Genomic DNA, 23473 nt, shown 5'->3' on the forward strand with positions numbered 1-23473 from the left:
CCGTCGATGTCGGCTCATCACATCCTGGGGCTGAAGTCGGTCCCAAGGGTATGGCTGTTCGCCATTTAAAGTGGTACGCGAGCTGGGTTTAGAACGTCGTGAGACAGTTCGGTCCCTATCTGCCGTGGGCGTTGGAAGATTGAAGGGGGCTGCTCCTAGTACGAGAGGACCGGAGTGGACGAACCTCTGGTGTTCGGGTTGTGTCGCCAGACGCATTGCCCGGTAGCTAAGTTCGGAATCGATAACCGCTGAAAGCATCTAAGCGGGAAGCGAGCCCTGAGATGAGTCTTCCCTGATACTTTAAGTATCCTAAAGGGTTGTTCGAGACTAGAACGTTGATAGGCAGGGTGTGTAAGCGTTGTGAGGCGTTGAGCTAACCTGTACTAATTGCCCGTGAGGCTTAACCATACAACACCCAAGGGGTTTTGATGGACTCAATGTAAGAACATTGAATGTGTTAAGAACTGAAAACAGCTTTCCGAATTAAAGAATTTGCTTGGCGACCATAGCGATTTGGACCCACCTGATTTCCATTCCGAACTCAGAAGTGAAACGAATTAGCGCCGATGGTAGTGTGGGGCTTCCCCATGTGAGAGTAGGACATCGCCAGGCTTTAAATTTAGACTTAAATGTCTAACCAGTGCGGAGCGGTAGTTCAGTTGGTTAGAATACCGGCCTGTCACGCCGGGGGTCGCGGGTTCGAGTCCCGTCCGCTCCGCCACTTATTTCAAAGACCTCGCTTATGCGAGGTTTTTTTGAATCTACAATGTGATAAACTGTAGTTTCTACAGGGGTGTAGCTCCAATTGGCAGAGCAGCGGATTCCAAATCCGCGTGTTGGGAGTTCGAATCTCTCCACCCCTGCCATCTTCTAAAGCCTCAGCAGCAATGCTGGGGCTTTTTTACGTCTGAATAAAAACTATCAACTTATCTACCCCTGCCATATTTAGGGCTCTAGCAGAAATACTGGAGCCTTTCTTGTTCTTGCTAGGCGTTGCTTTTGCTTGAACTACTTTTATCATTTTTCACCACTGACCAAAGCTACTCGCAATCTTCATAAGAAGCCTTTGGCTTATAAGGAGATGTATTTGCTTTCTGCTATCTCCCAAAGAGCTTTGACTAATGGGTTTTCTAACTGACTTTTAGTACAGCAGACACCGAGTTCAAATGGCTTAATTGGAAGTACTTTAAGCCTATTTATCTTTTCTCTGACGGGGCTGTTGTTGATTACCACATCAGGTGCGATGCCAACACCACAGCCTAGAGCTACCATACTGACAATAGCTTCATGCCCTGAAACTTGAGCATAGATATTCGGCTTAATCTTCATTTGTTTAAACCACACGTTAGCTCTTTCCCTAGCGGTGCCTGCTTCTGGCAAGATAAAGGGGATCGTTGACCAGTCTGGGCTTTCCTTTTGGAGTTCTTCAGCGAAGCTACTGACCCCGAGAGGAGCAATAACAGATAGCGGAATTTCACTGATCGGCTCGAATGCAATTTTTGCTGGAAGTTGTTCAGGTTTAGCAGAGATAGCGATATCAGCTTCATCCGCTAATATCTTATCGATGGCTTGAGCTGGATCACCAGTAGAAAGTTTGAATTCAATAAATGGGTGCTGTAGGCGGAATTCAGAAATAAGCTCTGGGAGGTGGCTGTAACTGGCGGTTACCGAGCAAAATAAACGTATCTCCCCCTTTAACTCGCCTTCTGTTCCTTTGACGTAACTTTGGTATTGCTGCCACTCACCTAAGATCTTTAGGGCAACAGGTAATAGCTTCTTACCTTGAACCGTTAATTCAACGCTTCGATTGTCACGCAAGAACAGTTGTTGGTGTGTTTCTTCTTCTAGTTTCTGGATCTGTCGACTCAGTGCTGAAGGGCTTATATGCATTGCTGCTGCTGTCTTAGCGAAGCTCTTACTATCACATAGATGAATGAATAATTGCAGGCTTTTGATGTTCATTAAATCTTCACTTCCATGTTGCATTAATTGCAATAAGTAATTGTGAATATATCACTTTCAGCAACAGGATGTCTGTTTTAGTATGAACTCATTCGGTAACACAAATACCGACCTCTATGGAAGAATGTTAAGGAGCGCCCAGATGGCTAACTATTTCAATACCCTAAACTTGCGTGAGCAATTGGACCAACTTGGTCGTTGTCGCTTTATGGACCGCGAAGAATTCGCATCAGAAGCAGATTACCTAAAAGGTAAGAAAGTGGTCATCGTAGGTTGTGGTGCTCAAGGCCTTAACCAAGGTCTGAACATGCGCGATTCTGGTCTAGACGTTGCTTATGCGCTTCGCCAAGCCGCGATTGATGAGCAACGCCAGTCATTCAAAAACGCAAAAGACAACGGTTTTGAAGTAGGTAGCTACGAAACGCTAATTCCACAAGCTGACCTAGTCGTAAACCTTACTCCAGATAAGCAGCACACAAACGTTGTTGAGACAGTAATGCCGCTAATGAAAGAAGGCGCAGCACTAGGTTACTCACACGGTTTCAATGTTGTTGAAGAAGGCATGCAAATCCGTAAAGACCTAACGGTAGTAATGGTTGCACCTAAGTGTCCGGGTACGGAAGTTCGTGAAGAATACAAACGTGGTTTTGGTGTACCGACTCTTATCGCTGTTCACCCAGAGAACGACCCTAAAGGCGAAGGTTGGGATATCGCGAAAGCTTGGGCTGCAGCAACAGGTGGTCACCGTGCTGGCTGTCTAGAGTCTTCCTTTGTTGCTGAGGTGAAATCTGACCTAATGGGTGAGCAAACTATCCTTTGTGGCATGCTACAGGCTGGTTCTATCGTATGTTACGAGAAGATGATTGCTGATGGTATCGATCCTGGCTACGCAGGTAAGCTTCTTCAGTACGGTTGGGAAACCATCACTGAAGCACTGAAGTTTGGTGGTATCACTCACATGATGGATCGCCTAACTAACCCTGCAAAAGTGAAAGCATTTGAGCTTTCTGAAGAGCTAAAAGAGCTGATGCGTCCGCTATACAACAAGCACATGGATGACATCATCACAGGTCACTTCTCTAGCACTATGATGGCTGACTGGGCAAACGACGATGTGAACCTACTAGGCTGGCGTGCAGAAACGGGTGAAACTGCTTTCGAAAACTACCCAGAAACTGACGTAGAAATCTCTGAGCAAGAGTACTTCGACAACGGTATCTTGATGGTTGCTATGGTTCGTGCTGGTGTTGAGCTAGCGTTCGAAGCAATGACAGCATCTGGCATTATCGATGAGTCTGCTTACTACGAGTCTCTACACGAGCTACCGCTGATTGCGAACACTATCGCACGTAAGCGTCTATACGAGATGAACGTGGTTATCTCAGACACTGCGGAATACGGTAACTACCTGTTCGCTAACGTAGCAACACCGCTTCTACGTGAGAAGTTTATGCCAGCAGTAAATACTGACGTAATTGGTAAGGGTCTAGGTGAAACTTCTAACCAAGTAGATAACGCGACTCTTATCGCTGTAAATGATGCTATCCGTAACCACCCAGTGGAGTACATTGGTGAAGAGCTACGTGGTTACATGACTGATATGAAGAACATCGCGGTAGGAGGCTAATTACTTGCCTTAAGGTTCCATTTCGGTGTCGAAGGTGCTCATTTACTATCGTAAACTCTGCGCCTTCTCCTAGAAATGAAACCTTAATTCAGCGCAATTCGTTTAAGGGACTAAAGCTCTTAGCTTCGAATATACAATCTGCATAATTGCATAATTGCATTAAAGCAAAGCAGGAAGAACTCCAGATAGACTGGGGTCAATAAATACAAAATAAAACACAACATCTAATTAAAAGGCTTGGTCTCCGTTGACCAAGCCTTTTTGTTTTTGAGAGAGATTTCGAGATGCGGGAATGCTTGGCTTTGGAAATCTATAGGAGTATTTCGGAGATTCTGGGTCAAAGCCTTAATTTGGGAGGAGTTGACTGAATTTGTTACTAAAAAGACAAAATGGAACCGAATCCCAATAAGCAAAAAGGGCTGACGTTTTCACATCAGCCCTTAGAATTTTCTTGTCGCTTCTCGCTTATTTATCAGCTAGCTTTTCTTCAAGCTCTGCCAATTTCTTTTCCATTTCTGTCAGCTTTTGACGAGTACGCAGCAGAACTTGAGTTTGTACGTCGAATTCCTCGCGGCTAACTACGTCTAGCTTGTTTAGCTGACCTTGGATTACTTGGCGAACTTTTTGATCAACATCCGCGCCTAGTTCTTTTACTGGCTGTGGCATTGATTCGTGAATTTGTTTAGCGATTTGCTCTAATTTCTTTGGGTCAAACATAGTGGCTAAAACTCCTTTTGATTTGCCCACATTCTATGTAAATGATACGGGAAAGTCGCCATTTAGATGGCAAAAAAGAGAGCAGTAATAAAAAAGGTCACCGAAGTGACCTTTTTCTTAGTGCTTTATGCTTACTTGTTATCAGCTAATTCGCGATGAGCAGCTTTTGCTTCATCCACTCGAGCTAGCTTTTCCAAGTCTTTGTCTTCAACAAATACTGGCAGTGGTTTGTGTTTCTCAGCTAGGTAGCTGTAAATCACAGGAAGTACGAATAGCGTAAACAGTGTACCGATTGCTAGACCAGCAACGATTACGATACCGATACTGAAGCGCTGAGCCGCACCTGCACCCGTTGCATACATCAGTGGGATCAGACCTGCAATCATCGCCGCCGTTGTCATCAGGATCGGACGTAGACGAACTTTCGCCGCTTCCATTACCGCATCGATACGAGACAGTTTGTTGTGTAACTGCTCTTCTTTCGCTACCTCACAGATCAAGATACCGTGCTTGGTAATCAGACCAACCAGAGTAATCAAACCAACCTGCGAGTAGATGTTCATCGAGGCCGTACCCCACGCCAGAGCAATCAATGCACCACATACTGCTAGCGGTACCGATACCATGATTACAATTGGATCGCGGATAGATTCAAATTGAATCGCCAGTACCAAGAAGATGATTGCCAGTGCCAAACCAAATGTGGCGTATAGTGCGCTACCTTCCGTTACAAACTGACGAGCCTCACCCATGTAGTCATGGTTGTAGCCTGCAGGTAGCTTGCTCTGCGCGATATCTTCGAACCAATTTATGGCATCACCCATCGCAACACCCGGTGATGGTACTGCACCAACTGTAGCAGAGTTCAACTGGTTGAAGTGAGGTAGAGAGCGAGGCTCTGCGACCACATCAATAGTAATCAAGCTACCAAGCGGCACAGCTTTGCCATCAACAGAACGTACGTAGTAGTTCTTCATTGACTCTGGGTTTAGACGCCATTTACGTTCAACCTGAGGGATTACCTCATAAGAACGACCATTTAGGTCGATACGGTTTACGTAACCATCCGCCATCATAGTGCTTAGCGTTACACCAATATCTTGCATGGTCACGCCGTACGCGCCAGCTTTGTCCTTATCAATGCTGATCTTCATCGTTGCTGAATCGTAGTTTAGATCCAAGTCCGAGTAGACAAACATCGGGCTAGTTGACACATTCGCTAGAATATCACTTGCGATCGTAAACAAGCTTTCAAAGCTATTTGGTGTAGTAATAACGAACTGAATAGGCAGACCTGAACCTGCACCAGGAAGTTCTGGCATCTGGAATGCAGTAACAGACATACCCGGCACCTGAGAAACTAGCCCACCTACGCGTTTGGTTATCTCTGCTTGGCTTGCCTCACGTTCACTCCAAGGTTTTAGAGTCGCAAGACCGAACGCTTGGTTAGAGTTTGGTACACCGTTAAACACCTGAGCGTATTCCACTTCTGGTTGATCAGACAGAATCTTGTTTACGTCATTCATGGTATTTTGGATGTAATCCAAGTTCGCGTTCGATGGTGCAGTACCCATCAGTACGACAACGCCTTTATCTTCTGAAGGAGCTAATTCACTTGGAATGAACTTAAACAGAATTGGGAGCGTTGCGAATACGATGATCGCGAAAGCGATGATCACTGGGCGGTGCGCCATAACAGCGGTCAGCATTTTCTCGTAGCGGTTGGTCATGCCATCCAATACGTGATGTACTTTTTGTTCAAACTTGCTTGGCTCTTCATTTGCCTTAAGCATTTTTGAACACATCATCGGCGACAGAGTCAGAGCGATGATACCAGACACAAATACCGCACCAGCTAGGGTTAACGCGAACTCTTTAAATAGTGAGCCTGTGATACCGCCCATTAGCGCGATCGGTGCGTATACCGCACCTAGTGTCAGCGTCATTGCAATTACTGGTACCGCAATCTCACGTGTACCGATGATGGCTGCGCGGAACGGCGATTCCCCTTCCTTGATGTGGCGGTCGACGTTCTCAAGAACCACGATCGCATCATCCACCACCAGACCGATGGCGAGTACCATTGCCAGAAGTGTCATCAAGTTCCACGAGAAGCCCATCGCCTGCATTACCATCGCAACACCAATCAATGATAGTGGGATAGTAACGATAGGGATAATTACCGCTCGGAATGAACCAAGGAATAGGGTGATAACCACCAGTACGATGATCGCCGCTTCAAGAATAGTTTTCACAACTTCGTGAATTGATTCGTTGATAGCGATAGTAGAGTCGTACATCACGTTCATTTTGATGTTGCTTGGCAAGTTACGCTCTAACTGAGGCAGTAGCTCTAGCACATCTGCAGCGATGTTGATCGGGTTAGCACTTGGTGCCGCGTTAATCGCAGCAACCACCGCTTCCTGACCGTTTGCACTTGCGCGGTAAACATCGTGGCTCTTCTCTAGCGTTACTTTTGCAATATCGCCAAGACGAATTACGTCACCGTCACCCGTTTTTACAACCAGTGCTTCTAACTCGGCAACATTCGATACCTGAGTATCAGCACTACCGTTGTAAAGAACGAATTCACCTGTTGCTTGACCGGTCGCTGATTGGTAGTTATTGGCATTTAGAACGCCCATCACATCTGTTGCGGTCAGCTTAAGTGCACCCATTTTCGCTGGATCTAGCCATACGCGTAATGCGTATTTCATACCACCGTATAGGTCAACTTTTGATACACCGTTAACCGTGAATAGCTGTGGGTTGATTACACGTTCAAGGTAGTCGGTGATCTGGCTTGAAGACAGCTCATCACTAGTGAAACCAATATACAAAACCGCCGTTGTTGAACCCGTAGACATGGTTACTGTTGGATCTTCCGCTTCTTTTGGAAGCTGTGAACGAACCGAGTTGGTTTTGGCCAGAATATCAGATAGTGCTGCATTCGGATCGGTGTTCAACTTCATGTTGACGGTAATGGTTGATTTACCAAGTACCGACTGTGAAGTCATGTAGTCGATATTATCGGCCTGAGCCACCGCTTGCTCCAAAGGCTGGGTAATAAAGCCTTGGATCAAGTTGGCGCTAGCACCGTAATAGCTAGTAGTTACTGTAACTACCGTGTTTGTCATTTCAGGGTATTCACGAACCTGCATTTTGAAAACGGCTTGTAAACCAAGTAACGCAATCAAAAAGCTGATCGATACCGCTAAAACTGGACGTTTAATAAAAACATCAGTAAAGCGCATGATGCCTCCAATTAAAGCATTGGTGTTTCAGCAGGTGGTGTCAGTGCCGAATCTTCAACGATGGTCACTTTCGCATGGTTACTTAGACGGATTTGCCCCGAAGTTACCACCACATCACCTGGTTTCACGCCTTCTAGAATATGCGCGATGTCTTTAGTGCGTTCGCCAACTTTTACTACGTGTTGTTTAACGCGTTTTTCACCATCTTCTTCAGTCACGATGTACACGTTGTCACCGTAAAGCGTAAACGTGATAGCCGTTTGCGGTAGCGTTACTTGGTTCTCTAACTTAGGCAGAATAATGTTTGCACGCGCAAACATACCGCTGCGAAGTTTGCCATCGCTGTTTGGAATGTCAGCTTGAACTTGGATCAGACCACTTTGAACGTTAACCGCAGGTTCGATTGCCGAGATAGAACCTTTGAAAGGTCTGTCTGGGTAAGCATCAACGAAGATATCCACTTCTTGATCAAGTGTGATACGAGAGATATCTGTTTGCGGCACAGTGAAGCGCAGACGCATGACGCTAGTGTCTTCAAGGCGTACGATATCGGTACCTGCTTGTAGGTACTGACCAAGGTAAACGTTACGAATACCAACAACACCAGCAAAAGGTGCTTTGATTTCACGGCGGTCGATGGTTGCCTTCAGGCTCTCGATATCCGCTTTAAGTGAGAAGTAGTTTGCTTCAGCTTCGTCATACGCTTCTTTAGAGATAGAGCCTTTCTTGAAAAGACCTTGGTAGCGTTTGTACTTCGCTTGAGCTGCTGGTAATTTTGCTTGAGAGCTCTTAAGGTTAGCCTTTTCTACCTCCGAATCTAGGTGTACTAGAGGTTGGCCTTCTTCAACTTGAGTGCCTGAATCGAAAGAAATCTTATCAATGACACCGCTGGTTTCATTCGCAACAGTGACACCTTGGTTCGGCTCGATAAAACCAATCGCTTCGATCACCGGAATCCAATCAACCGCTTTTACATCTGTGACGGTTACTGGAAATTCTGGCTCTGGACGATTCGCCATGTATTCAGCAATTTTCTGTTGCTTGAATAAGTTGAAACCTATCACGCTACCGAATAGTAGAATTGCGATAAGCAACATAAAGAAAGTCCACTTTTTCATTCTATTAAGAACTCCAAGTTAGTGTTTAATAATTGCATCCCAGCTGGCTTCAACGGCTGCTTCCAGCGCATCGTCATCCAGCTGATAAAATCCCAAAGCATGTTTTCTAGCAAGCGCAACACTAGCTTCGAAACTCAACCCTGAAAGAATTTCGTTATCAAGAGGTTTGAATACCCCTTCCGCTTTGCCTTGATTAAAAAGACGATCTACTTGGGCAAACATTTGTCGTTCAAGTTCCCTAGTATTTCCACGACTTGCACAAGGCAGTGATTCATATTGGACACGATTGCTTAAAGTGTCTAAGTTTGAACCAGCAAGGTGCCAAATGTTGAGCCACATAGTGCGGTAACGCTCTTTCAATGGCATATCGTCAGTCACATCTGCTTGAACGGCGTCCGCAATACGTTTGGTAACAGTAAGACGAACTTCTTCCAAAAGATGTTCTTTATCTGAGAAATATCGGTAAATCGTGCCTGCAGCGACACCGGCTTCAGTCGCAAGTTTTTGCATGGAAAGACCATGAAAACCTGACTCAGCGATTAAGCGTTCAGCAGCTGTAATGATTTGCTGGTATTTATCTCCAGTAGTGTTATTGGTCATAACCCCACCACCCAATGAATGAACGTTCATTCATTATAGCGTAAAGACTGGTCACTTATGCAACAAAATGTTGCAACTATCCGTGTAAAATTTACGTGAAAATCAGCGTAGCTTTCACAAGGACACCCCTTTATCATAGGCGCCACTATTTCCACCCGCAGAGAATTTTTATGAAGCTGAACCCTAGACAAGACGAAGCCGTTAAGTACGTATCAGGCCCATGCTTGGTGCTTGCTGGGGCTGGTTCGGGTAAAACTCGTGTAATTACCAATAAAATTGCTTATTTGGTTCAGCAGTGTGGCTATAAGGCTCGCAATATTGCTGCGGTAACCTTTACTAATAAGGCGGCGCGTGAAATGAAAGAGCGCGTTGGCCAGACGTTGGGTAAGAGTGAGTCGAAAGGTCTGATGGTCTCGACCTTCCACACCTTGGGGCTTAACATCATCAAGCGTGAGTACAAACATCTCGGCTTGAAAGCCGGTTTCTCACTGTTTGATGATCAAGACCAGCTTGCGCTTCTTAAAGAACTGACAGAAAAGCAGCTAGATGGCGACAAAGATCTGCTGCGTCAGTTGCTAAGTTGTATCTCTAACTGGAAGAACGACATGCTGACACCAGAGCAAGCCAAAGCGTTGGCTCAAGGTGAGCAACAACAGCTGTTTGCGTTCTGTTTTGAAATGTATCAGAAGCAGATGAAGGCGTACAACGCGCTCGACTTTGATGACCTGATTTCTCTGCCAGTGAAATTGCTACGTAACAATGAAGAAGTGCGTCAACGTTGGCAGAACCGCATTCGTTACCTATTGGTGGACGAATATCAAGATACCAACACTAGCCAATATGACTTGGTGAAGTTAATCGTTGGCGAGCGTGGTCGTTTGACCGTAGTAGGCGACGATGACCAATCTATCTATTCATGGCGTGGTGCTAAACCGCAAAACTTAGTATTGCTTGGTGAAGATTATCCAAATTTGCGCTTGATTAAGTTGGAGCAGAATTACCGCTCGACCAGTCGTATTCTGCGTGCGGCAAACATCTTGATTGCCAACAACCCTCACGTGTATGAGAAATCACTGTTTTCGGAAATTCCTGACGGTGAAAAACTCAAAGTGTTGCTGGCGAAGAATGAAGAGCACGAAGCAGAACGCGTAACGGGTGAATTGATTGCGCACAAGTTCCTAAACCGCACCGATTATAAAGACTACGCGATTTTATACCGTGGTAACCACCAGTCACGTCTGATTGAAAAGTCACTGATGCAAAACCGTGTGCCATACAAGCTATCTGGTGGCACGTCTTTCTTTGCTCGTGCGGAAATCAAAGACATCATGGCTTACCTACGCGTGTTGGTGAACCCAGATGATGACAATGCATTTCTACGTATTGTGAATACGCCCCGTCGTGAAATCGGTCCGGTCACACTAGAGAAGCTAGGCAGCTACGCCAATATGCGTGGTAAGAGCCTGTTTGAAGTCAGCTTTGAGATGGGACTGGAGCAGCACCTTACTGGCCGTGGCTTAGAAAACCTGCGCCGTTTCACGCAATGGTTGGTGGCGATTGCTGATCAAGCAGAGCGTGGTGATACGGTCGAAGCGGTGCGTTCGCTTGTGCGTGATATTCATTATGAAGATTGGCTATACGAAACCTCAGCAAGTCCGAAAGCGGCAGAAATGCGCATGAAGAACGTTTCTGATCTCTACTCGTGGATTGTGGCGGATTTAGAAGGCGACAACTATGACCAAGAAGAGAAAACGTTAAAAGAGGTCGTTCAACGCCTTACTCTGCGTGACATGATGGAGCGGGGTGAGGAGGACGAAGACAGCGATGCCGTTCAGCTAATGACATTGCACGCGTCGAAAGGTCTAGAATTTCCTTATGTTTACTTGATTGGTTCGGAAGAGGGTATCTTGCCGCATCAAACCAGTATTGATGAAGACAACGTTGAAGAAGAACGCCGACTAATGTACGTGGGCATCACTCGAGCTCAGCGTGAGCTTACCTTTACTATGTGTAAAGAGCGTCGACAGTTTGGTGAGCTGCTTAAACCAACTCAAAGCCGCTTCTTGGATGAACTGCCATTTGATGATGTTGAATGGGAAGCAAACAAGAAGCCAGTGTCGGCAGAAGAACGCATGGCAAAGGGCCAAGCACACATCGCCAATATTCGAGCTATGTTTAAGAAGTAGAACAACGTTGTTCTAACTTGCTTAAAACAAAAAGGCTTGCCAAGTGGCAAGCCTTTTTCGTTGATGTCTTTATTATAGACCTTCAATCATGTGGTCGATTGCCGCGATGATTTCGTCATCAGAACAATCCATACACGTGCCTTTTGCAGGCATTGCATTGAAGCCTTGGATTGCGTGGTTGTTCAACACGTCTTTGCCTTGTGCAATACGCGGCGCCCAATCTCCAGCATCACCAGTCTTCGGTGCGCCGTTTACGCCAGATGCGTGACAAGCAATACAGAAAGTACCATAAACTGACGCGCCGTCGCGGGGACCAGTTGGTTCTGCTTTTACTGGTTCTGCACCTGCAAGATAAACATCACCGACAGGCTTGATGCGTTCTGCGATCGCATCGTATTCAGTTTGGCTGATGTCAGAAGCTAAAGCTGCCGTAGAAAAAGTTAAGGCAGCGAACAAAACGCTAATCATTCGTCGAGACATATCCATTAAACCCACTTCACATTCCAAAGGTAAGTGACTTACCTATTTATATAGTTAGAGTATTTAGCGCGGTTAGAGAAAGTTTCGATGCATGGCTTGAATACTATGCAGAATACCATCTCTAACAGTCTAAAGTGATTGAACAATCTGGTTGCGACTGTTAAATCAATGTAAATAATGGGTGATTATATCCCGATAAGTTGTTGCAATAAACAACAAGTTATCCATGACAGGGCGTGAATCACATCAAAAATTCACTTTAAAGGCAGATAACTGTCGAAAAAGAGACCAAACGAGAAAAAAAGTAAAAAAAGTACTAGACGGCATAGTGTGATATCCGTATTATTCCTCTCCGCCGATGGGGCATGCGCCCGTAGCTCAGTTGGATAGAGCGTTGGCCTCCGGAGCCAAAGGTCGAAGGTTCGAATCCTTTCGGGCGTGCCATTCCGGAATACAAATTAACGGCACAAAATAGTGGTGGCTATAGCTCAGTTGGTAGAGCCCTGGATTGTGATTCCGGTGGTCGCGAGTTCGAATCTCGTTAGCCACCCCATTATTTAGGTAACTCATTAAATTAATGAAGTTTCCAGTTTTGATTCAGATATCCCAAGAGTCGAAACAAAATTCGTCGGTGAATAGCGCAGCTTGGTAGCGCATCTGGTTTGGGACCAGAGGGTCGGGGGTTCGAATCCCTCTTCACCGACCACTATTTAGTTTATGGCTATAATAGAGCGGTAAACAGCAAAATTGATGGTGGCTATAGCTCAGTTGGTAGAGCCCTGGATTGTGATTCCGGTGGTCGCGAGTTCGAATCTCGTTAGCCACCCCATTAATTTAGGTGACTTCTTAGTTGAAGTATCCAGTCTGATTTGAGAGAATCAGCAAATACAGTTCGGTGAATAGCGCAGCTTGGTAGCGCATCTGGTTTGGGACCAGAGGGTCGGGGGTTCGAATCCCTCTTCACCGACCACTATTAGAAAGCCTGCTTTTTAGCAGGCTTTCGTCGTTTTAGAGCTTATTATCTCGCTTGGACTAGATAAGTCGGCGGTATTTCAATGGATTTGAACCCAAGTGGGGTTTTGCCTGAAGTTAGAATATGGCTCTTCACCGACTACGATTTAAAGCCTCAGTTGAAAGACTGGGGCTTTTTGCATTTCCCACCCTCAAAAATCTGCATTCCATTTCAAAGTCACCACAAATGTACAGCTCTGGGAGCTTTTGACAACCCATGATCCAAATGCTTTTCGAGCTGATAAAAGAAACCCTAGCACGATGGCTGGGGCTTTTTATTTCTTGAGTTGAGCGCTTTATTGAGCGAGCGTTTTTAGAATTTCTTTGAGCTCAACCGTCTCTTTCACTTCATAGCTTGGTTTTATATCGGTTGGATTCGCTGTGCCTGCCTCGTTAACCCACACACTCAGAATGCCCATGTTGTTGGCTCCCGCAATATCGGCTGGTAGAGAATCACCAATATGAATCGCTTCTTCTGGTTTCGCATCAACAAGGTTGAGTGCTTTGTGGAAGATACTTGCAGCAGGCTTCTCTTCGGGCTCTTCGCCACCCACGATGATGTGATCCACCCATTCGTGCATCTGCGTCGCTTTGAGCTTTGGATGCTGGGAGAAGATTGGCCCGTTGGTGATCACCACTAAATTGTAGTGCTGGCGAAGCTCGGTCAGCATCTCCTTCACGCCAGGGAAGAAGGTAAAAGCGCCCATTCGAGCTGAGTCGAAGAAGCTCTGTGCCTGCTGCGCTTGTTCTCCGTCGATCTCGATACCTTGCTCTGCCAGGATGGTTTGAATTAAACCACAGCGGAAAGCATTTTCATCTGGTAATAGAGCAATCAGCTGAGGAAATTCGTCATTGAGCTTTTTGTATACGCCTTGCAAGTAGCGCTGAACAAAGGCAGTTGAATCGGCGACTTGTGGGTATGTTCGAGCTATCCAATCAGCAAACTCTTGTCCTGCCACTTTATCGGCTTGGGATGTGCCACATAAAGTTTCGTCCATATCAAAAAAAATCGCTTTAAGCACAAGGGCTCCTTTATTCACTACTCTGCGTTGAAGTTTGATTATCTCTTATCTCATCCAAAATGACAGGGGAATGCGCAAAATTACCGCTTCAACTTGTGATTTTTTACCTTGAATTAGGTAGGTCACTCCGAATTTCTGACAGCAACAAAATTGCTTTAATCACAAAACCGCATAACAGACGCATAACTTAAGTTCGATGGCATATTTCATGTGTTTTGCAAAACTGCTCACGTTTTAGCCTTACCGTTGGTGAGTGAATTTTGGCTTTTTATGTATGCAGACTATTTTGTTAGTAACATTTTATGTCGAAAAGTCCTAATAAGAACGGAATATTGTTTGGTAAATGTTAATGATGACACGTGAATAATAGGGATACTATCAATAGTGAGTTTATGCGTAAATTTAGAGCATTTTTCTGTTTTTAATGGTGCGTGGCGCACAAAAATGGTGTGGTATGAAAATGGTTAAATACTTGTTAATGCATTTCTATTCGCTCATTGTGCGTGTAATTAATGTTTTTTCGGCGGAATATACTTTAATTGTTGCTTTTTTGTGTAATTTTTGCCAAATTGTCTCCGCATTAAGATTTCAGAGTATTATTCTGAATTTGAACGGATTCATTCAGGTGATGAATGGCGCTTTTATGGCGCGATTTAATACCACAGACAAGGCAGTAGAGGTCTGAAATGTCACTATTAGAGGTGAAAAACCTTCGTATTGAATATCCATCCCGTCACGGTGTCCATGCGGCCGTGAAGTCGCTTTCCTTTCATATTGATCGTGGCGAGATAGTGGGTGTTGTTGGCGAATCAGGTGCGGGTAAATCCACCGTTGGTAACGCCGTTATTGATTTGCTTAGTCCCCCGGGACGCGTTGCTAGTGGCGACGTGTACCTTGATGGGGAGAAAATTTCTGGCTTAACACCGGAAGCGATGCGTAAGGTTCGCGGCTCTAAGATTGGCTTTATCTTTCAGGACCCAATGACCTCGCTTAACCCTCTATTTACGGTTGAGCAGCAACTGAAAGAGACCATCCACGCCAATATGAAGGTGTCGGATGAAGAGGCGTATCAACGCGCGCTTTCTCTCATGCAGCAGGTTGGCATTCCTCAACCGGAAAACCGCCTAAAACAGTACCCACACCAATTCTCTGGCGGTATGCGTCAGCGTGTGGTTATTGCTATCGCATTGGCTGGGGAGCCAGATTTGATCATCGCCGATGAACCAACCACGGCACTCGACGTATCAATCCAAGACCAAATCCTAAACCTTATCCGCGAACTGTGTATCAAGAACAACGTCGGTTGTATGTTGGTGACGCACGACATGGGTGTGGTTTCAAACGTGACTGACCGTGTTGCGGTTATGTATCGCGGTGATTTGGTGGAGTTTGGTCCAACCGCTAAGGTATTGGGCGATCCTGATCACCCATACACACGCAGCCTAATTTCAGCCGTTCCTCGTTCTGATATCAAACTCGATCGCTTCCCGTTGGTAAGCTATATCGAAGAAGCGACAGAGCTACAAGAACTGGACATTAAGAACCACTGGCTAGGTCAAAGCCAAGATCAGCGTGAGTACACGGGTCCTCTATTGGACGTGAAGAACGTGAATCTTCGCTTTGTGACCAAAGATTCGTTGTTTGAAAGCCGCCGCGAATACGTGCAGGCCTCGAACAATGTCAGCTTTGAAGTGCACGAAGGCGAGACGTTTGGCTTGGTGGGTGAATCTGGCTCAGGTAAATCGACCATTGCACGTGTGATTGCCGGTTTGTACGAACCAAACTCAGGACAAGTAAGTTTTGAAGGCATTGACCTAACTGCACTGAAATCAGAAAAAGCGCGTCGTCCGCTGCGTCGTCAAATGCAGATGGTCTTCCAAAACCCATACACCTCAATGAACCCGCGTATGAAGATTTTCGACATCATCGCGGAGCCAATTCGTTTCCATAAGCTCACTAAGAATGAAGCGGAAACGCGTCAGATTGTGAATGACCTACTTGATCACGTAGGTTTGGGCAAAATGGCGGGTGTGAAATACCCTCATGAATTCTCCGGTGGTCAGCGTCAGCGTATCTCAATTGCGCGTGCACTGGCGACCCGTCCTCGACTACTGATTTGTGACGAACCGACATCAGCGCTAGATGTATCGGTACAGGCACAGATTCTAAACTTGCTGAAAGATCTGCAAAGTGAGCTCAACCTTACCATGCTGTTTATTAGTCACGATTTACCTGTGATTCGTCAGATGTGTGACCGAGTGGGTGTGATGCAGATGGGGACGCTACTGGAAGTAGCGCCAACCGAGCAGCTATTTACTGCTCCTCAGCATGAATACAGTAAGAAACTGATTTCTCTGATGCCTGAGTTCACAGGTTTGAGAGAAGAGATCAAAACGGCATAAACCAAGTTTTTCGCTTGGCTGACCATCAAGGTCAACAAACCTTAGTCATAACAAAGACGCAAACACAACAAGGGATTCGAATTCCCGCATGAAGGAGTTATGCAAATGAAAACCATGAAAAGCAAATTAGCAGTGGCGCTAATGGCAGCAGGTCTAAGCTTTAACGCATTGGCAGCAGATATCAAAGTTGGCTACGCCGCTGACCCAGTATCGCTAGACCCGCATGAGCAGCTATCAGGCGGTACGCTGCAAATGTCACACATGGTATTTGACCCACTAGTTCGTTTCACTCAAGAAATGGATTTTGAACCTCGTCTAGCAGAAAGCTGGGAGCGTGTGAACGATACAACGGTACGTTTCAAGCTTCGCCAAGGTGTTAAGTTCCACTCAGGCAATGCTCTAACAGCAGATGATGTAGTGTGGACTTTTGAGCGTCTACAAAGCTCTCCAGACTTCAAAGCGATCTTCGACCCGTACGAGAAAATCGTGAAGGTGGATGATTTTACGTTTGATCTAGTAACTAAGGGGCCATACCCACTAGTGCTACAAACCGCTACGTACATTTTCCCAATGGACAGCAAATTCTACTCAGGTCAGACGGCAGACGGAAAAGATAAGTCTGAGCTAGTTAAGCACGGTAACTCATTTGCATCGACTAACGTATCTGGTACGGGTCCATTCATTGTGACTTCACGTGAGCAGGGCGTAAAAGTGGAATTCGAACGCTTTAAAGATTACTGGGATAAAGCGTCGAAAGGTAACGTTGATAAGCTAACGCTTGTACCAATCAAAGAAGACGCGACTCGTGTAGCAGCACTGCTTTCTGGCGGCGTTGACATGATTCATCCAGTAGCACCAAACGATCACAAACGTGTGAAAGATGCAGACGGCATCGACTTAGTGACGCTACCAGGTACGCGTATCATCACATTCCAAATGAACCAAAACAGCAATGAAGCACTGAAAGATGTTCGCGTTCGCCAAGCGATTGTTCACGCAATCAATAACGAAGGCATCGTGAAGAAGATTATGAAAGGCTTCGCAACGGCAGCTGGTCAACAGAGCCCTGCTGGTTATGTAGGTCACGATGACAAATTGGTTCCTCGCTACGATCTGAAGAAAGCGAAACAGCTGATGAAAGAAGCGGGTTATGAGAAAGGCTTTACGCTGACCATGATGGCGCCAAACAACCGTTATGTGAACGATGCGAAAGTTGCGCAAGCGGCGGCAGCAATGCTGTCTAAGATCGGCATCAAGGTTGATCTGAAGACTATGCCTAAAGCGCAATACTGGCCTGAGTTCGACAAGTGTGCGGCAGACATGTTGATGATTGGTTGGCACTCAGATACGGAAGATTCAGCGAACTTCAACGAGTTCCTAACCATGACTCGTAACGAAGAAACGGGCCGTGGTCAGTACAACTGTGGTTACTACTCAAACCCAGAAATGGACAAAGTGGTTGAAGCGGCAAACGTAGAAACGGATCCTGCGAAACGTGCTGAAATGCTGAAAGGTGTAGAAGCGACGCTATACAACGATGCAGCATTCGTACCGCTACACTGGCAAAGTGAAGCGTGGGGCGCGAAGTCTAACGTGAAAGCGGCAGACATCGTGAACCCAATGGTAATGCCTTACTTCGGTGACCTAGTGGTTGAATAATCACGGTTAGTCGATTTTGAGGAGGGATAGGTGTCCCTCCTCAACTTAAAGCACTCGACTCAGTTTTGTTTCAGTCGGACTGAGTTGGTTTTACAGACTGAATTTTCTCTCTGAATAGAGATCTATGGATAGTTAAGGGGCAAGGAATGTTTTCGTTTCTGGTCAAGCGCCTGTTTCAGGCACTGATAGTGATGTTTGTGATCAGTTTGGTGGCGTTTGCCATTCAGGATAACCTGGGTGACCCGCTGCGTGAGCTTGTAGGTCAGTCGGTTTCAGAATCGGAGCGCCAAGCGCTGCGTGATGAATTGGGCCTGAACGATCCCTTTATCACAAAGTACACTCGCTTTGTGGGCAATGCGCTACAAGGTGATTTAGGTACATCTTACTTCTTCAAGCGACCTGCAGTTGAGGTGATTCTCGACAAGCTGGTGGCAACATTAGAGCTCGTATTTGGTGCGACGCTGATTATTGTTTTTTTATCGATTCCGCTTGGGGTGTACTCTGCGATTCATCCGAAGAGTATCTTTACTAAATTCGTTATGGCGATGAGTAGTGTCGGTATCTCGATTCCGGTGTTCTTAACTGCGATCATGCTGATGTACGTCTTCTCCATAGAGCTCGGTTGGCTACCTTCCTACGGTCGGGGTGAAACGGCTAATGTTCTCGGTTGGGAATCAGGCTTCTTTACCATTGATGGCATCAAGCACTTGATTCTACCTTGTGTGGCACTGGCTTCGATCATGTTGCCGTTGTTCATCCGTTTGGTCCGTTCAGAAATGTTGGAAGTGCTGAGCTCTGAATACATCAAGTTCGCCAAAGCAAAAGGCCTGAACTTAAACAAAATTTATTACCAACATGCACTTAAGAACACCATGCTACCAGTTCTGACGGTTGGTGGTGTGCAGATTGGTACCATGGTGGCTTACACCATCCTGACTGAAACCGTGTTCCAATGGCCGGGTACGGGCTTTCTTTTCCTTGAGGCAATCAACCGTGTAGATACACCGTTGATCACTGCTTACGTTATCTTTGTTGGTCTGATTTTCGTGGTAACCAATACCATTGTTGATTTGCTGTACGGCATCATCAACCCAACAGTGAACCTAACTGGAAAAGGAGCTTAATCATGAGCCAATCAAATGTAACGGCCGCTCCTGAAGCTGTACCTTCTGCGTGGCAACGTTTTAAAAACTCGGATTTCTTGTACTACTTTAAGCGCGATAAAGTCGCGATGGCCAGCTTCACCGTATTTATGGTGTTTTTGGTGTTGGCGATTGCTGCCCCTGTACTTGCTCCGACAGACCCGTACGATCTGACGTCTATCGACATCATGGATTCTGAGTTGCCACCGTCTTGGATGGAAGATGGCGATGAGCGCTTTGTGTTAGGTACCGATGAGCAAGGCCGCGATATTTTATCGACCATTCTTTACGGCTCTCGCTTGTCTCTGACTATCGGCTTTCTTGCAGTTGGTCTTCAGTTGGTACTGGGCATCATCATTGGTTTGTCTGCGGGTTACTTCGGCGGCCGTATTGATAGCTTCTTGATGCGCTTTGCAGACGTACAGTTATCGTTCTCGACCATGATGGTAGCGATCATCGTCTCGGCAATCTTCAAAGCCAGTTTTGGTAGTGATTTCTACAGCCAATATGCAGTAGTCATGCTGGTGGTGATTATTGGTGTGGCAGAATGGCCGCAATACGCACGAACCATTCGTGCTTCGGTACTGGCAGAGAAGAAGAAAGAATACGTCGAAGCGGCGCGTGTTATGGGCTTTAAAGCACCTCGCATCATGTTCCGCCATATCCTACCGAACTGTCTATCGCCAATCTTGGTTATCTCGACGGTGCAGGTAGCAAACGCAATCATGTCGGAAGCAGCGCTGTCATTCCTAGGTCTGGGGCTGCCAGTCGACCAGCCGTCATTGGGTGCGTTGATCAGCATCGGTTTTAACTACATCTTCTCAGGTGCTTGGTGGATTACTGCCTTCCCAGGTATCGTACTAGTAACGCTAGTATTGGTGATCAATCTCTTGGGTGACTGGTTACGTGATGTATTCAACCCAAAAATTTATAAAGGTTGATCTCAGTAGTTAAGAAAACAACAAGTTGAGTATAAAATACGAGCTGGATGAAAATCCGGCTCTTTTTTTGCTTGTTGTTTTATCATTCATGTTTTATTGACGCTTTGTCGCGATAATTTCATCACTAAACCTTATTAGAGTGAAGCGTATGGAAATGAAGAAGGCGCTTAAGCCATCACGTATCGCCCATCCAACTTTGAGCTTAGCTTTACTGCTAGCCTGCGCGCCGTTCGCAGAGACGGTGAGTGCACAAGAATTCCTGTGCCAGGCGACACAAGCGAGTCACCAAGAGTTGCCTGTTCTGGATAAGACTTGTCCTATTGGGAAGGGAGTATGGGGAAAGAAAGTGCCGCAAGGAGGCAATTTATTTTGGGTTCAATGCGGTTTGTTACCTAAAAAAATGCCGTTAGCCAAAGCTAAGCCACTCTATAACAAAATCAGTACTGATGTTTGGATGAAGCCGGAAGACAAAGGGTTCCGCTGTTTGATTGGCCCGTACAAAAGTTTTGAGCAAGCGAGCACAGATTTAGCCCAAGTTAGGACCGTATCTGGTTATAAAGAAGCCTTTATTCGTGTGGTGGGAGCAAACATCTCTGAGCCAGTGAAGAAGACTAAGAGCGTAAGCAAGCCGAAGCCAGTGGCTAAGAATACCTCTGCGTTCGAGCCAAAGCCGGCTGCTGTAAACGTGCCGGAGGCAACCCCTTCTGCAAAAGTGAAGCCAGCAGAACCTGTGAGTGTCAGCAACAATGTTGAAGTGCGATTGAAGGCCATCTTACAAGGTAAAACTTACGTCGTACCTTACTTGCTTGATGCAGGAAATCAGTTTTACATGGAATATGGCAAGCCATGGAATCGCTTGAGTTATGCAAGCTCACAACAAGTATGTGGCGAGTTAGGGATGGGCTTAGTATCTTCATCTGAGTTCAAAGCTTTACGTGATTCTGGAGTGATGGAAAAGAATGAATGGCCTCTGCAACTGCCTTATTGGGGAGAAAATCGATTGGGATTATTCGCCGATCGTGAGCCGAACCCATTAACAGGCATATCACTACTCAATGTCATGTGCGTCAAATAACGCAGTCCCGTAATAAGCCTCGCAATGCGAGGCTTATTACTTACTAGCTTGCATAAAAGAACAGTGCTGCTTGTTCAAGTTTGACTGACTGGGCATAATGTTACATGTAACATTACTGATAATTGAGATATTTATGGCTCAACAGAATAAGAAAGCACGAACGACGCTACAGGATGTCGCAGATAAAGTTGGCGTAACTAAAATGACGGTCTCGCGTTATATGCGTAACCCTGACTCCGTGGCAGAAAAAACACGGGTGAAGATTGCTGCGGCAATTGAAGAGATGGGTTACATCGAGAACCGAGCGCCAGCGATGTTGTCGAAGTCTTCCAGTAAAGCGATCGGCATCTTGCTGCCTTCATTGTCCAACCAAATTTTTGCGTCTTTTGTTCAGGGCATTGAAACAGTCACCAAAGCCAATGGCTACGAAACCCTCCTTGCACACTTTAGCTATGATGAATTGGAAGAAGAGCGCAAGATTGCCTCTTTGCTTTCTTACCAAGTCGACGGTTTAATCCTGACGGAAAGCCATCATACTCAGCGCACGTTGCAGATGATCAAGAATGCAGGCATACCAGTAGTGGAAACGATGGAATTGCCAGAATACCCGATTGATATGGCAGTGGGGTTGGATCATGAAGATGCGGCTTACAACGTGGTGAAGCGTATGTTGGAGTCGGGAAAACGTACGATAGTCTACTTCGGAGCTCGCCTAGATACGCGTACCAAGCTACGTATGAAAGGTTATGATCGTGCGATGACAGAAGCAGGTTTAGAGCCCAAGCATATATTAACTGGCGAACACTCAAGTTTCTCTTTGGCATCTGATCTACTAGAACGCGCTTTAAATACCTATCCAGATCTGGACGGTGTATTTTGTACCAATGATGATATCGCAATCGGTACTTTATTAAATGCACAGCAACTTAATATCAAAGTACCAGAGCAACTTGCCATTGTTGGCTATAACGCATTAGATATCGGTCAAGCCATTAGTCCCAAGTTAACCAGTGTCGATACGCCGCGTTTTGCAATCGGAGAGAAGAGTGCTGAACTGCTGATATCACGCCTCAAGGGTGAGGAGCAAGCTGATACCATTGTCGATATGGGCTATCAAATAACCGCAGGCGAGAGCGTCTAACTCACTCTGACTCACGTCTATTTTTCATCATTCGTTTCTGATAAGGACACGGGCATGCCACATCAACTTGATGCGTTAGATCTTAATTTAATGCGCTTACTTAAAGCCGTGGTAGAAAATCGCAGCATCAAGTTGGCGGCGATGCAGCTTGGCATTTCGCAACCCAGCGCCAGTCGTGGGGTGATGAAACTCAAAGACGTGTTTGATGATCCGCTGTTTGTGCGTAAAGCCCATGGGGTAGAGCCATCCCCAATGGCGATTCGCTTAGCGGCGGAGTTTGATAACATGCTGTCTCCACTAGAAAAAGTAGTGCAGGAGTTCTCTGAATTTGATCCACTCGACTACCAAGGTCAGATTGCGATTGTGACGGATCCATATCTGATGGACGAACAAGGTCAACGCCTTCTGCGCGGCTGCCATCAGGCGTTTCCTCAAGCCTCGTTTGCTTTCTCAAGTTGGAACATCTATTCCCAAGATGAGATGTTAGAGGGCGAACACGACTACTGTATTCTCGATCAAGAAACTGAATTGTCGAAAGACATCTACATGCGCCCTCTGTTTGTCGAGAAGCGCGTGATTTTGGCGCGTAAAGACCATCCAACATTGTCGCAAGTCAGTAATGACTGGGGAACGGTGTCGAAATTGCCGCTGGTATCGCTACCTGGGCCTGCGTCATACAATCCGCTGTGTACAGTGGAATCGGAATATCGTCGCATGGGTTACGAACCTGTGGTACTGCTCAAGTCCTACAATTTGCGTGTTGCTTGCCAAATGCTGCTTGAGACTGATGCCATTATGTACGCCAGCCAAAGCACTGCGCATTTGATGCATGAACTCGCCTCTTATCCAATGCCGATGGTAAACCGCGAATTCAGCCAATTTGTTGTCTCGGGTGGTTATTTGCAGACGTATCGTAACCATCCATTGCATCGTCATTTGCATCAAGTGGTCCAACAAACCCTCAATACACCATTAACGTGATCTCATAGACAAACAATCCCTAAAGATATTCAAAAATGAATATCTCAATTACCTGTCTGTTTCGCTGAAGAAGGGCTAATCTGACTACAAATAGTCAGGAGAAGCGGCTCTTTTTATCTTATCAATTCTTTGAGTGTCTGATCATTGAAAGGCAT

General features: G+C 45.9%; 16 protein-coding genes, 7 tRNA genes and 2 rRNA genes. 18 read left to right on the plus strand and 7 right to left on the minus strand.

Annotated features, from left to right (window positions below; translation table 11 throughout):
- From B853_RS26150 to B853_RS00015, 4 genes are all read left to right on the plus strand, one after another.
- A 23S ribosomal RNA gene (locus B853_RS26150) occupies positions 1-408 on the plus strand; the annotation flags it as partial.
- An 87-nt stretch (positions 409-495) separates the two neighbouring features.
- Positions 496-612: ribosomal RNA gene (gene rrf, locus B853_RS00005) — 5S ribosomal RNA — on the plus strand.
- A gap of 32 nt (positions 613-644) precedes the next feature.
- Positions 645-721, plus strand: a tRNA-Asp gene (locus tag B853_RS00010).
- Between the two features lie 68 nt (positions 722-789).
- Positions 790-866, plus strand: a tRNA-Trp gene (locus B853_RS00015).
- A gap of 205 nt (positions 867-1071) precedes the next feature.
- Here B853_RS00015 and ilvY read toward each other — a convergent pair.
- Positions 1072-1962, minus strand: coding sequence for an HTH-type transcriptional activator IlvY (gene ilvY, locus B853_RS00020; RefSeq protein WP_038887244.1), 891 nt, complete (start codon positions 1960-1962; stop codon positions 1072-1074).
- 142 nt (positions 1963-2104) lie between these two features.
- On the opposite strand from ilvY, the gene ilvC reads away from it, so the two are divergent.
- Positions 2105-3589, plus strand: a complete 1485-nt coding sequence (ilvC, locus tag B853_RS00025) for a ketol-acid reductoisomerase (RefSeq protein ID WP_038887245.1) — start codon at positions 2105-2107, stop codon at positions 3587-3589.
- Positions 3590-4054: 465 nt separating this feature from the next.
- Here the strand turns inward: ilvC and ubiK are convergent, their stop codons facing one another.
- The 4 genes from ubiK to B853_RS00050 all read right to left on the minus strand — a co-directional run bounded on the left by ubiK (position 4055) and on the right by B853_RS00050 (position 9278).
- Positions 4055-4306, minus strand: coding sequence for a ubiquinone biosynthesis accessory factor UbiK (gene ubiK, locus B853_RS00030; protein ID WP_005427244.1), 252 nt, complete (start codon positions 4304-4306; stop codon positions 4055-4057).
- A 131-nt stretch (positions 4307-4437) separates the two neighbouring features.
- Positions 4438-7560, minus strand: coding sequence for a multidrug efflux RND transporter permease subunit VmeD (vmeD, locus tag B853_RS00040; RefSeq protein ID WP_038887247.1), 3123 nt, complete (start codon positions 7558-7560; stop codon positions 4438-4440).
- Between the two features lie 11 nt (positions 7561-7571).
- A complete protein-coding gene (gene vmeC / locus B853_RS00045) occupies positions 7572-8678 on the minus strand; it encodes a multidrug efflux RND transporter periplasmic adaptor subunit VmeC (RefSeq protein WP_010444839.1) in 1107 nt (368 codons plus the stop codon).
- 18 nt (positions 8679-8696) lie between these two features.
- Positions 8697-9278 (minus strand): TetR/AcrR family transcriptional regulator, encoded by a 582-nt coding sequence (locus B853_RS00050; RefSeq protein WP_010444841.1) that lies wholly within the window; start codon positions 9276-9278, stop codon positions 8697-8699.
- A gap of 170 nt (positions 9279-9448) precedes the next feature.
- On the opposite strand from B853_RS00050, the gene rep reads away from it, so the two are divergent.
- Positions 9449-11464, plus strand: a complete 2016-nt coding sequence (rep, locus tag B853_RS00055) for a DNA helicase Rep (protein WP_038887249.1) — start codon at positions 9449-9451, stop codon at positions 11462-11464.
- 72 nt (positions 11465-11536) lie between these two features.
- On the opposite strand, the gene B853_RS00060 is transcribed toward rep, so the two are convergent.
- Positions 11537-11950, minus strand: coding sequence for a c-type cytochrome (locus B853_RS00060; protein WP_010444846.1), 414 nt, complete (start codon positions 11948-11950; stop codon positions 11537-11539).
- A gap of 361 nt (positions 11951-12311) precedes the next feature.
- Between B853_RS00060 and B853_RS00065 the strand changes: the two genes are divergently transcribed.
- From B853_RS00065 to B853_RS00085, 5 genes are all read left to right on the plus strand, one after another.
- Positions 12312-12388: transfer RNA gene (locus B853_RS00065), tRNA-Arg, on the plus strand.
- Between the two features lie 33 nt (positions 12389-12421).
- A tRNA-His gene (locus B853_RS00070) sits at positions 12422-12497 on the plus strand.
- 76 nt (positions 12498-12573) lie between these two features.
- Positions 12574-12650 (plus strand) — tRNA-Pro (locus tag B853_RS00075).
- A gap of 47 nt (positions 12651-12697) precedes the next feature.
- Positions 12698-12773: transfer RNA gene (locus tag B853_RS00080), tRNA-His, on the plus strand.
- Between the two features lie 64 nt (positions 12774-12837).
- Positions 12838-12914: transfer RNA gene (locus B853_RS00085), tRNA-Pro, on the plus strand.
- Positions 12915-13251: 337 nt separating this feature from the next.
- On the opposite strand, the gene B853_RS00090 is transcribed toward B853_RS00085, so the two are convergent.
- Positions 13252-13977: an HAD family hydrolase gene (locus tag B853_RS00090; RefSeq protein ID WP_038887251.1), complete on the minus strand. Its 726-nt coding sequence runs from the start codon at positions 13975-13977 to the stop codon at positions 13252-13254.
- A gap of 686 nt (positions 13978-14663) precedes the next feature.
- On the opposite strand from B853_RS00090, the gene B853_RS00100 reads away from it, so the two are divergent.
- The 7 genes from B853_RS00100 (at position 14664) to B853_RS00130 (ending at position 23318) form a co-directional block, all read left to right on the plus strand.
- Entirely contained in the window at positions 14664-16379 is a 1716-nt protein-coding gene (locus B853_RS00100; protein ID WP_005434636.1) for an ABC transporter ATP-binding protein, read from the plus strand.
- Between the two features lie 105 nt (positions 16380-16484).
- Positions 16485-18038: an ABC transporter substrate-binding protein gene (locus tag B853_RS00105; protein ID WP_038887253.1), complete on the plus strand. Its 1554-nt coding sequence runs from the start codon at positions 16485-16487 to the stop codon at positions 18036-18038.
- Positions 18039-18184: 146 nt separating this feature from the next.
- Positions 18185-19162 carry an ABC transporter permease gene (locus tag B853_RS00110; protein ID WP_010444857.1) on the plus strand — a complete coding sequence of 326 codons (978 nt, stop codon included), beginning with the start codon at positions 18185-18187 and terminating at the stop codon, positions 19160-19162.
- Between the two features lie 2 nt (positions 19163-19164).
- Positions 19165-20121, plus strand: coding sequence for an ABC transporter permease (locus B853_RS00115; RefSeq protein ID WP_038869936.1), 957 nt, complete (start codon positions 19165-19167; stop codon positions 20119-20121).
- A 148-nt stretch (positions 20122-20269) separates the two neighbouring features.
- The gene (locus B853_RS00120; protein WP_038887254.1) at positions 20270-21196 is read left to right on the plus strand and encodes an SPOR domain-containing protein; all 927 of its coding nucleotides are present in this window, start codon (positions 20270-20272) and stop codon (positions 21194-21196) included.
- A 133-nt stretch (positions 21197-21329) separates the two neighbouring features.
- Positions 21330-22337 carry a substrate-binding domain-containing protein gene (locus B853_RS00125; RefSeq protein WP_038887256.1) on the plus strand — a complete coding sequence of 336 codons (1008 nt, stop codon included), beginning with the start codon at positions 21330-21332 and terminating at the stop codon, positions 22335-22337.
- Between the two features lie 54 nt (positions 22338-22391).
- Positions 22392-23318, plus strand: a complete 927-nt coding sequence (locus B853_RS00130) for a LysR family transcriptional regulator (protein ID WP_038887258.1) — start codon at positions 22392-22394, stop codon at positions 23316-23318.
- The last annotated feature ends 155 nt before the right edge of the window (positions 23319-23473 follow it).

This window comes from Vibrio rotiferianus CAIM 577 = LMG 21460 (genome assembly GCF_002741985.1).
Lineage (GTDB): Bacteria > Pseudomonadota > Gammaproteobacteria > Enterobacterales > Vibrionaceae > Vibrio > Vibrio rotiferianus.

What these genes read in the sequence shown, in the direction of transcription:
- B853_RS00115 (WP_038869936.1), top strand. Translation starts at nt 19,165, where the DNA reads ATGAGCCAATCAAATGTAACGGCCGCTCCTGAAGCTGTACCTTCTGCG.
- B853_RS00105 (WP_038887253.1), top strand. Translation starts at nt 16,485, where the DNA reads ATGAAAACCATGAAAAGCAAATTAGCAGTGGCGCTAATGGCAGCAGGT.
- B853_RS00060 (WP_010444846.1), bottom strand. Translation starts at nt 11,950, where the DNA reads ATGGATATGTCTCGACGAATGATTAGCGTTTTGTTCGCTGCCTTAACT.
- B853_RS00050 (WP_010444841.1), bottom strand. Translation starts at nt 9,278, where the DNA reads ATGACCAATAACACTACTGGAGATAAATACCAGCAAATCATTACAGCT.
- B853_RS00110 (WP_010444857.1), top strand. Translation starts at nt 18,185, where the DNA reads ATGTTTTCGTTTCTGGTCAAGCGCCTGTTTCAGGCACTGATAGTGATG.
- ubiK (WP_005427244.1), bottom strand. Translation starts at nt 4,306, where the DNA reads ATGTTTGACCCAAAGAAATTAGAGCAAATCGCTAAACAAATTCACGAA.
- ilvC (WP_038887245.1), top strand. Translation starts at nt 2,105, where the DNA reads ATGGCTAACTATTTCAATACCCTAAACTTGCGTGAGCAATTGGACCAA.
- B853_RS00120 (WP_038887254.1), top strand. Translation starts at nt 20,270, where the DNA reads ATGGAAATGAAGAAGGCGCTTAAGCCATCACGTATCGCCCATCCAACT.
- B853_RS00125 (WP_038887256.1), top strand. Translation starts at nt 21,330, where the DNA reads ATGGCTCAACAGAATAAGAAAGCACGAACGACGCTACAGGATGTCGCA.
- rep (WP_038887249.1), top strand. Translation starts at nt 9,449, where the DNA reads ATGAAGCTGAACCCTAGACAAGACGAAGCCGTTAAGTACGTATCAGGC.
- vmeD (WP_038887247.1), bottom strand. Translation starts at nt 7,560, where the DNA reads ATGCGCTTTACTGATGTTTTTATTAAACGTCCAGTTTTAGCGGTATCG.
- vmeC (WP_010444839.1), bottom strand. Translation starts at nt 8,678, where the DNA reads ATGAAAAAGTGGACTTTCTTTATGTTGCTTATCGCAATTCTACTATTC.
- B853_RS00130 (WP_038887258.1), top strand. Translation starts at nt 22,392, where the DNA reads ATGCCACATCAACTTGATGCGTTAGATCTTAATTTAATGCGCTTACTT.
- B853_RS00100 (WP_005434636.1), top strand. Translation starts at nt 14,664, where the DNA reads ATGTCACTATTAGAGGTGAAAAACCTTCGTATTGAATATCCATCCCGT.
- ilvY (WP_038887244.1), bottom strand. Translation starts at nt 1,962, where the DNA reads ATGAACATCAAAAGCCTGCAATTATTCATTCATCTATGTGATAGTAAG.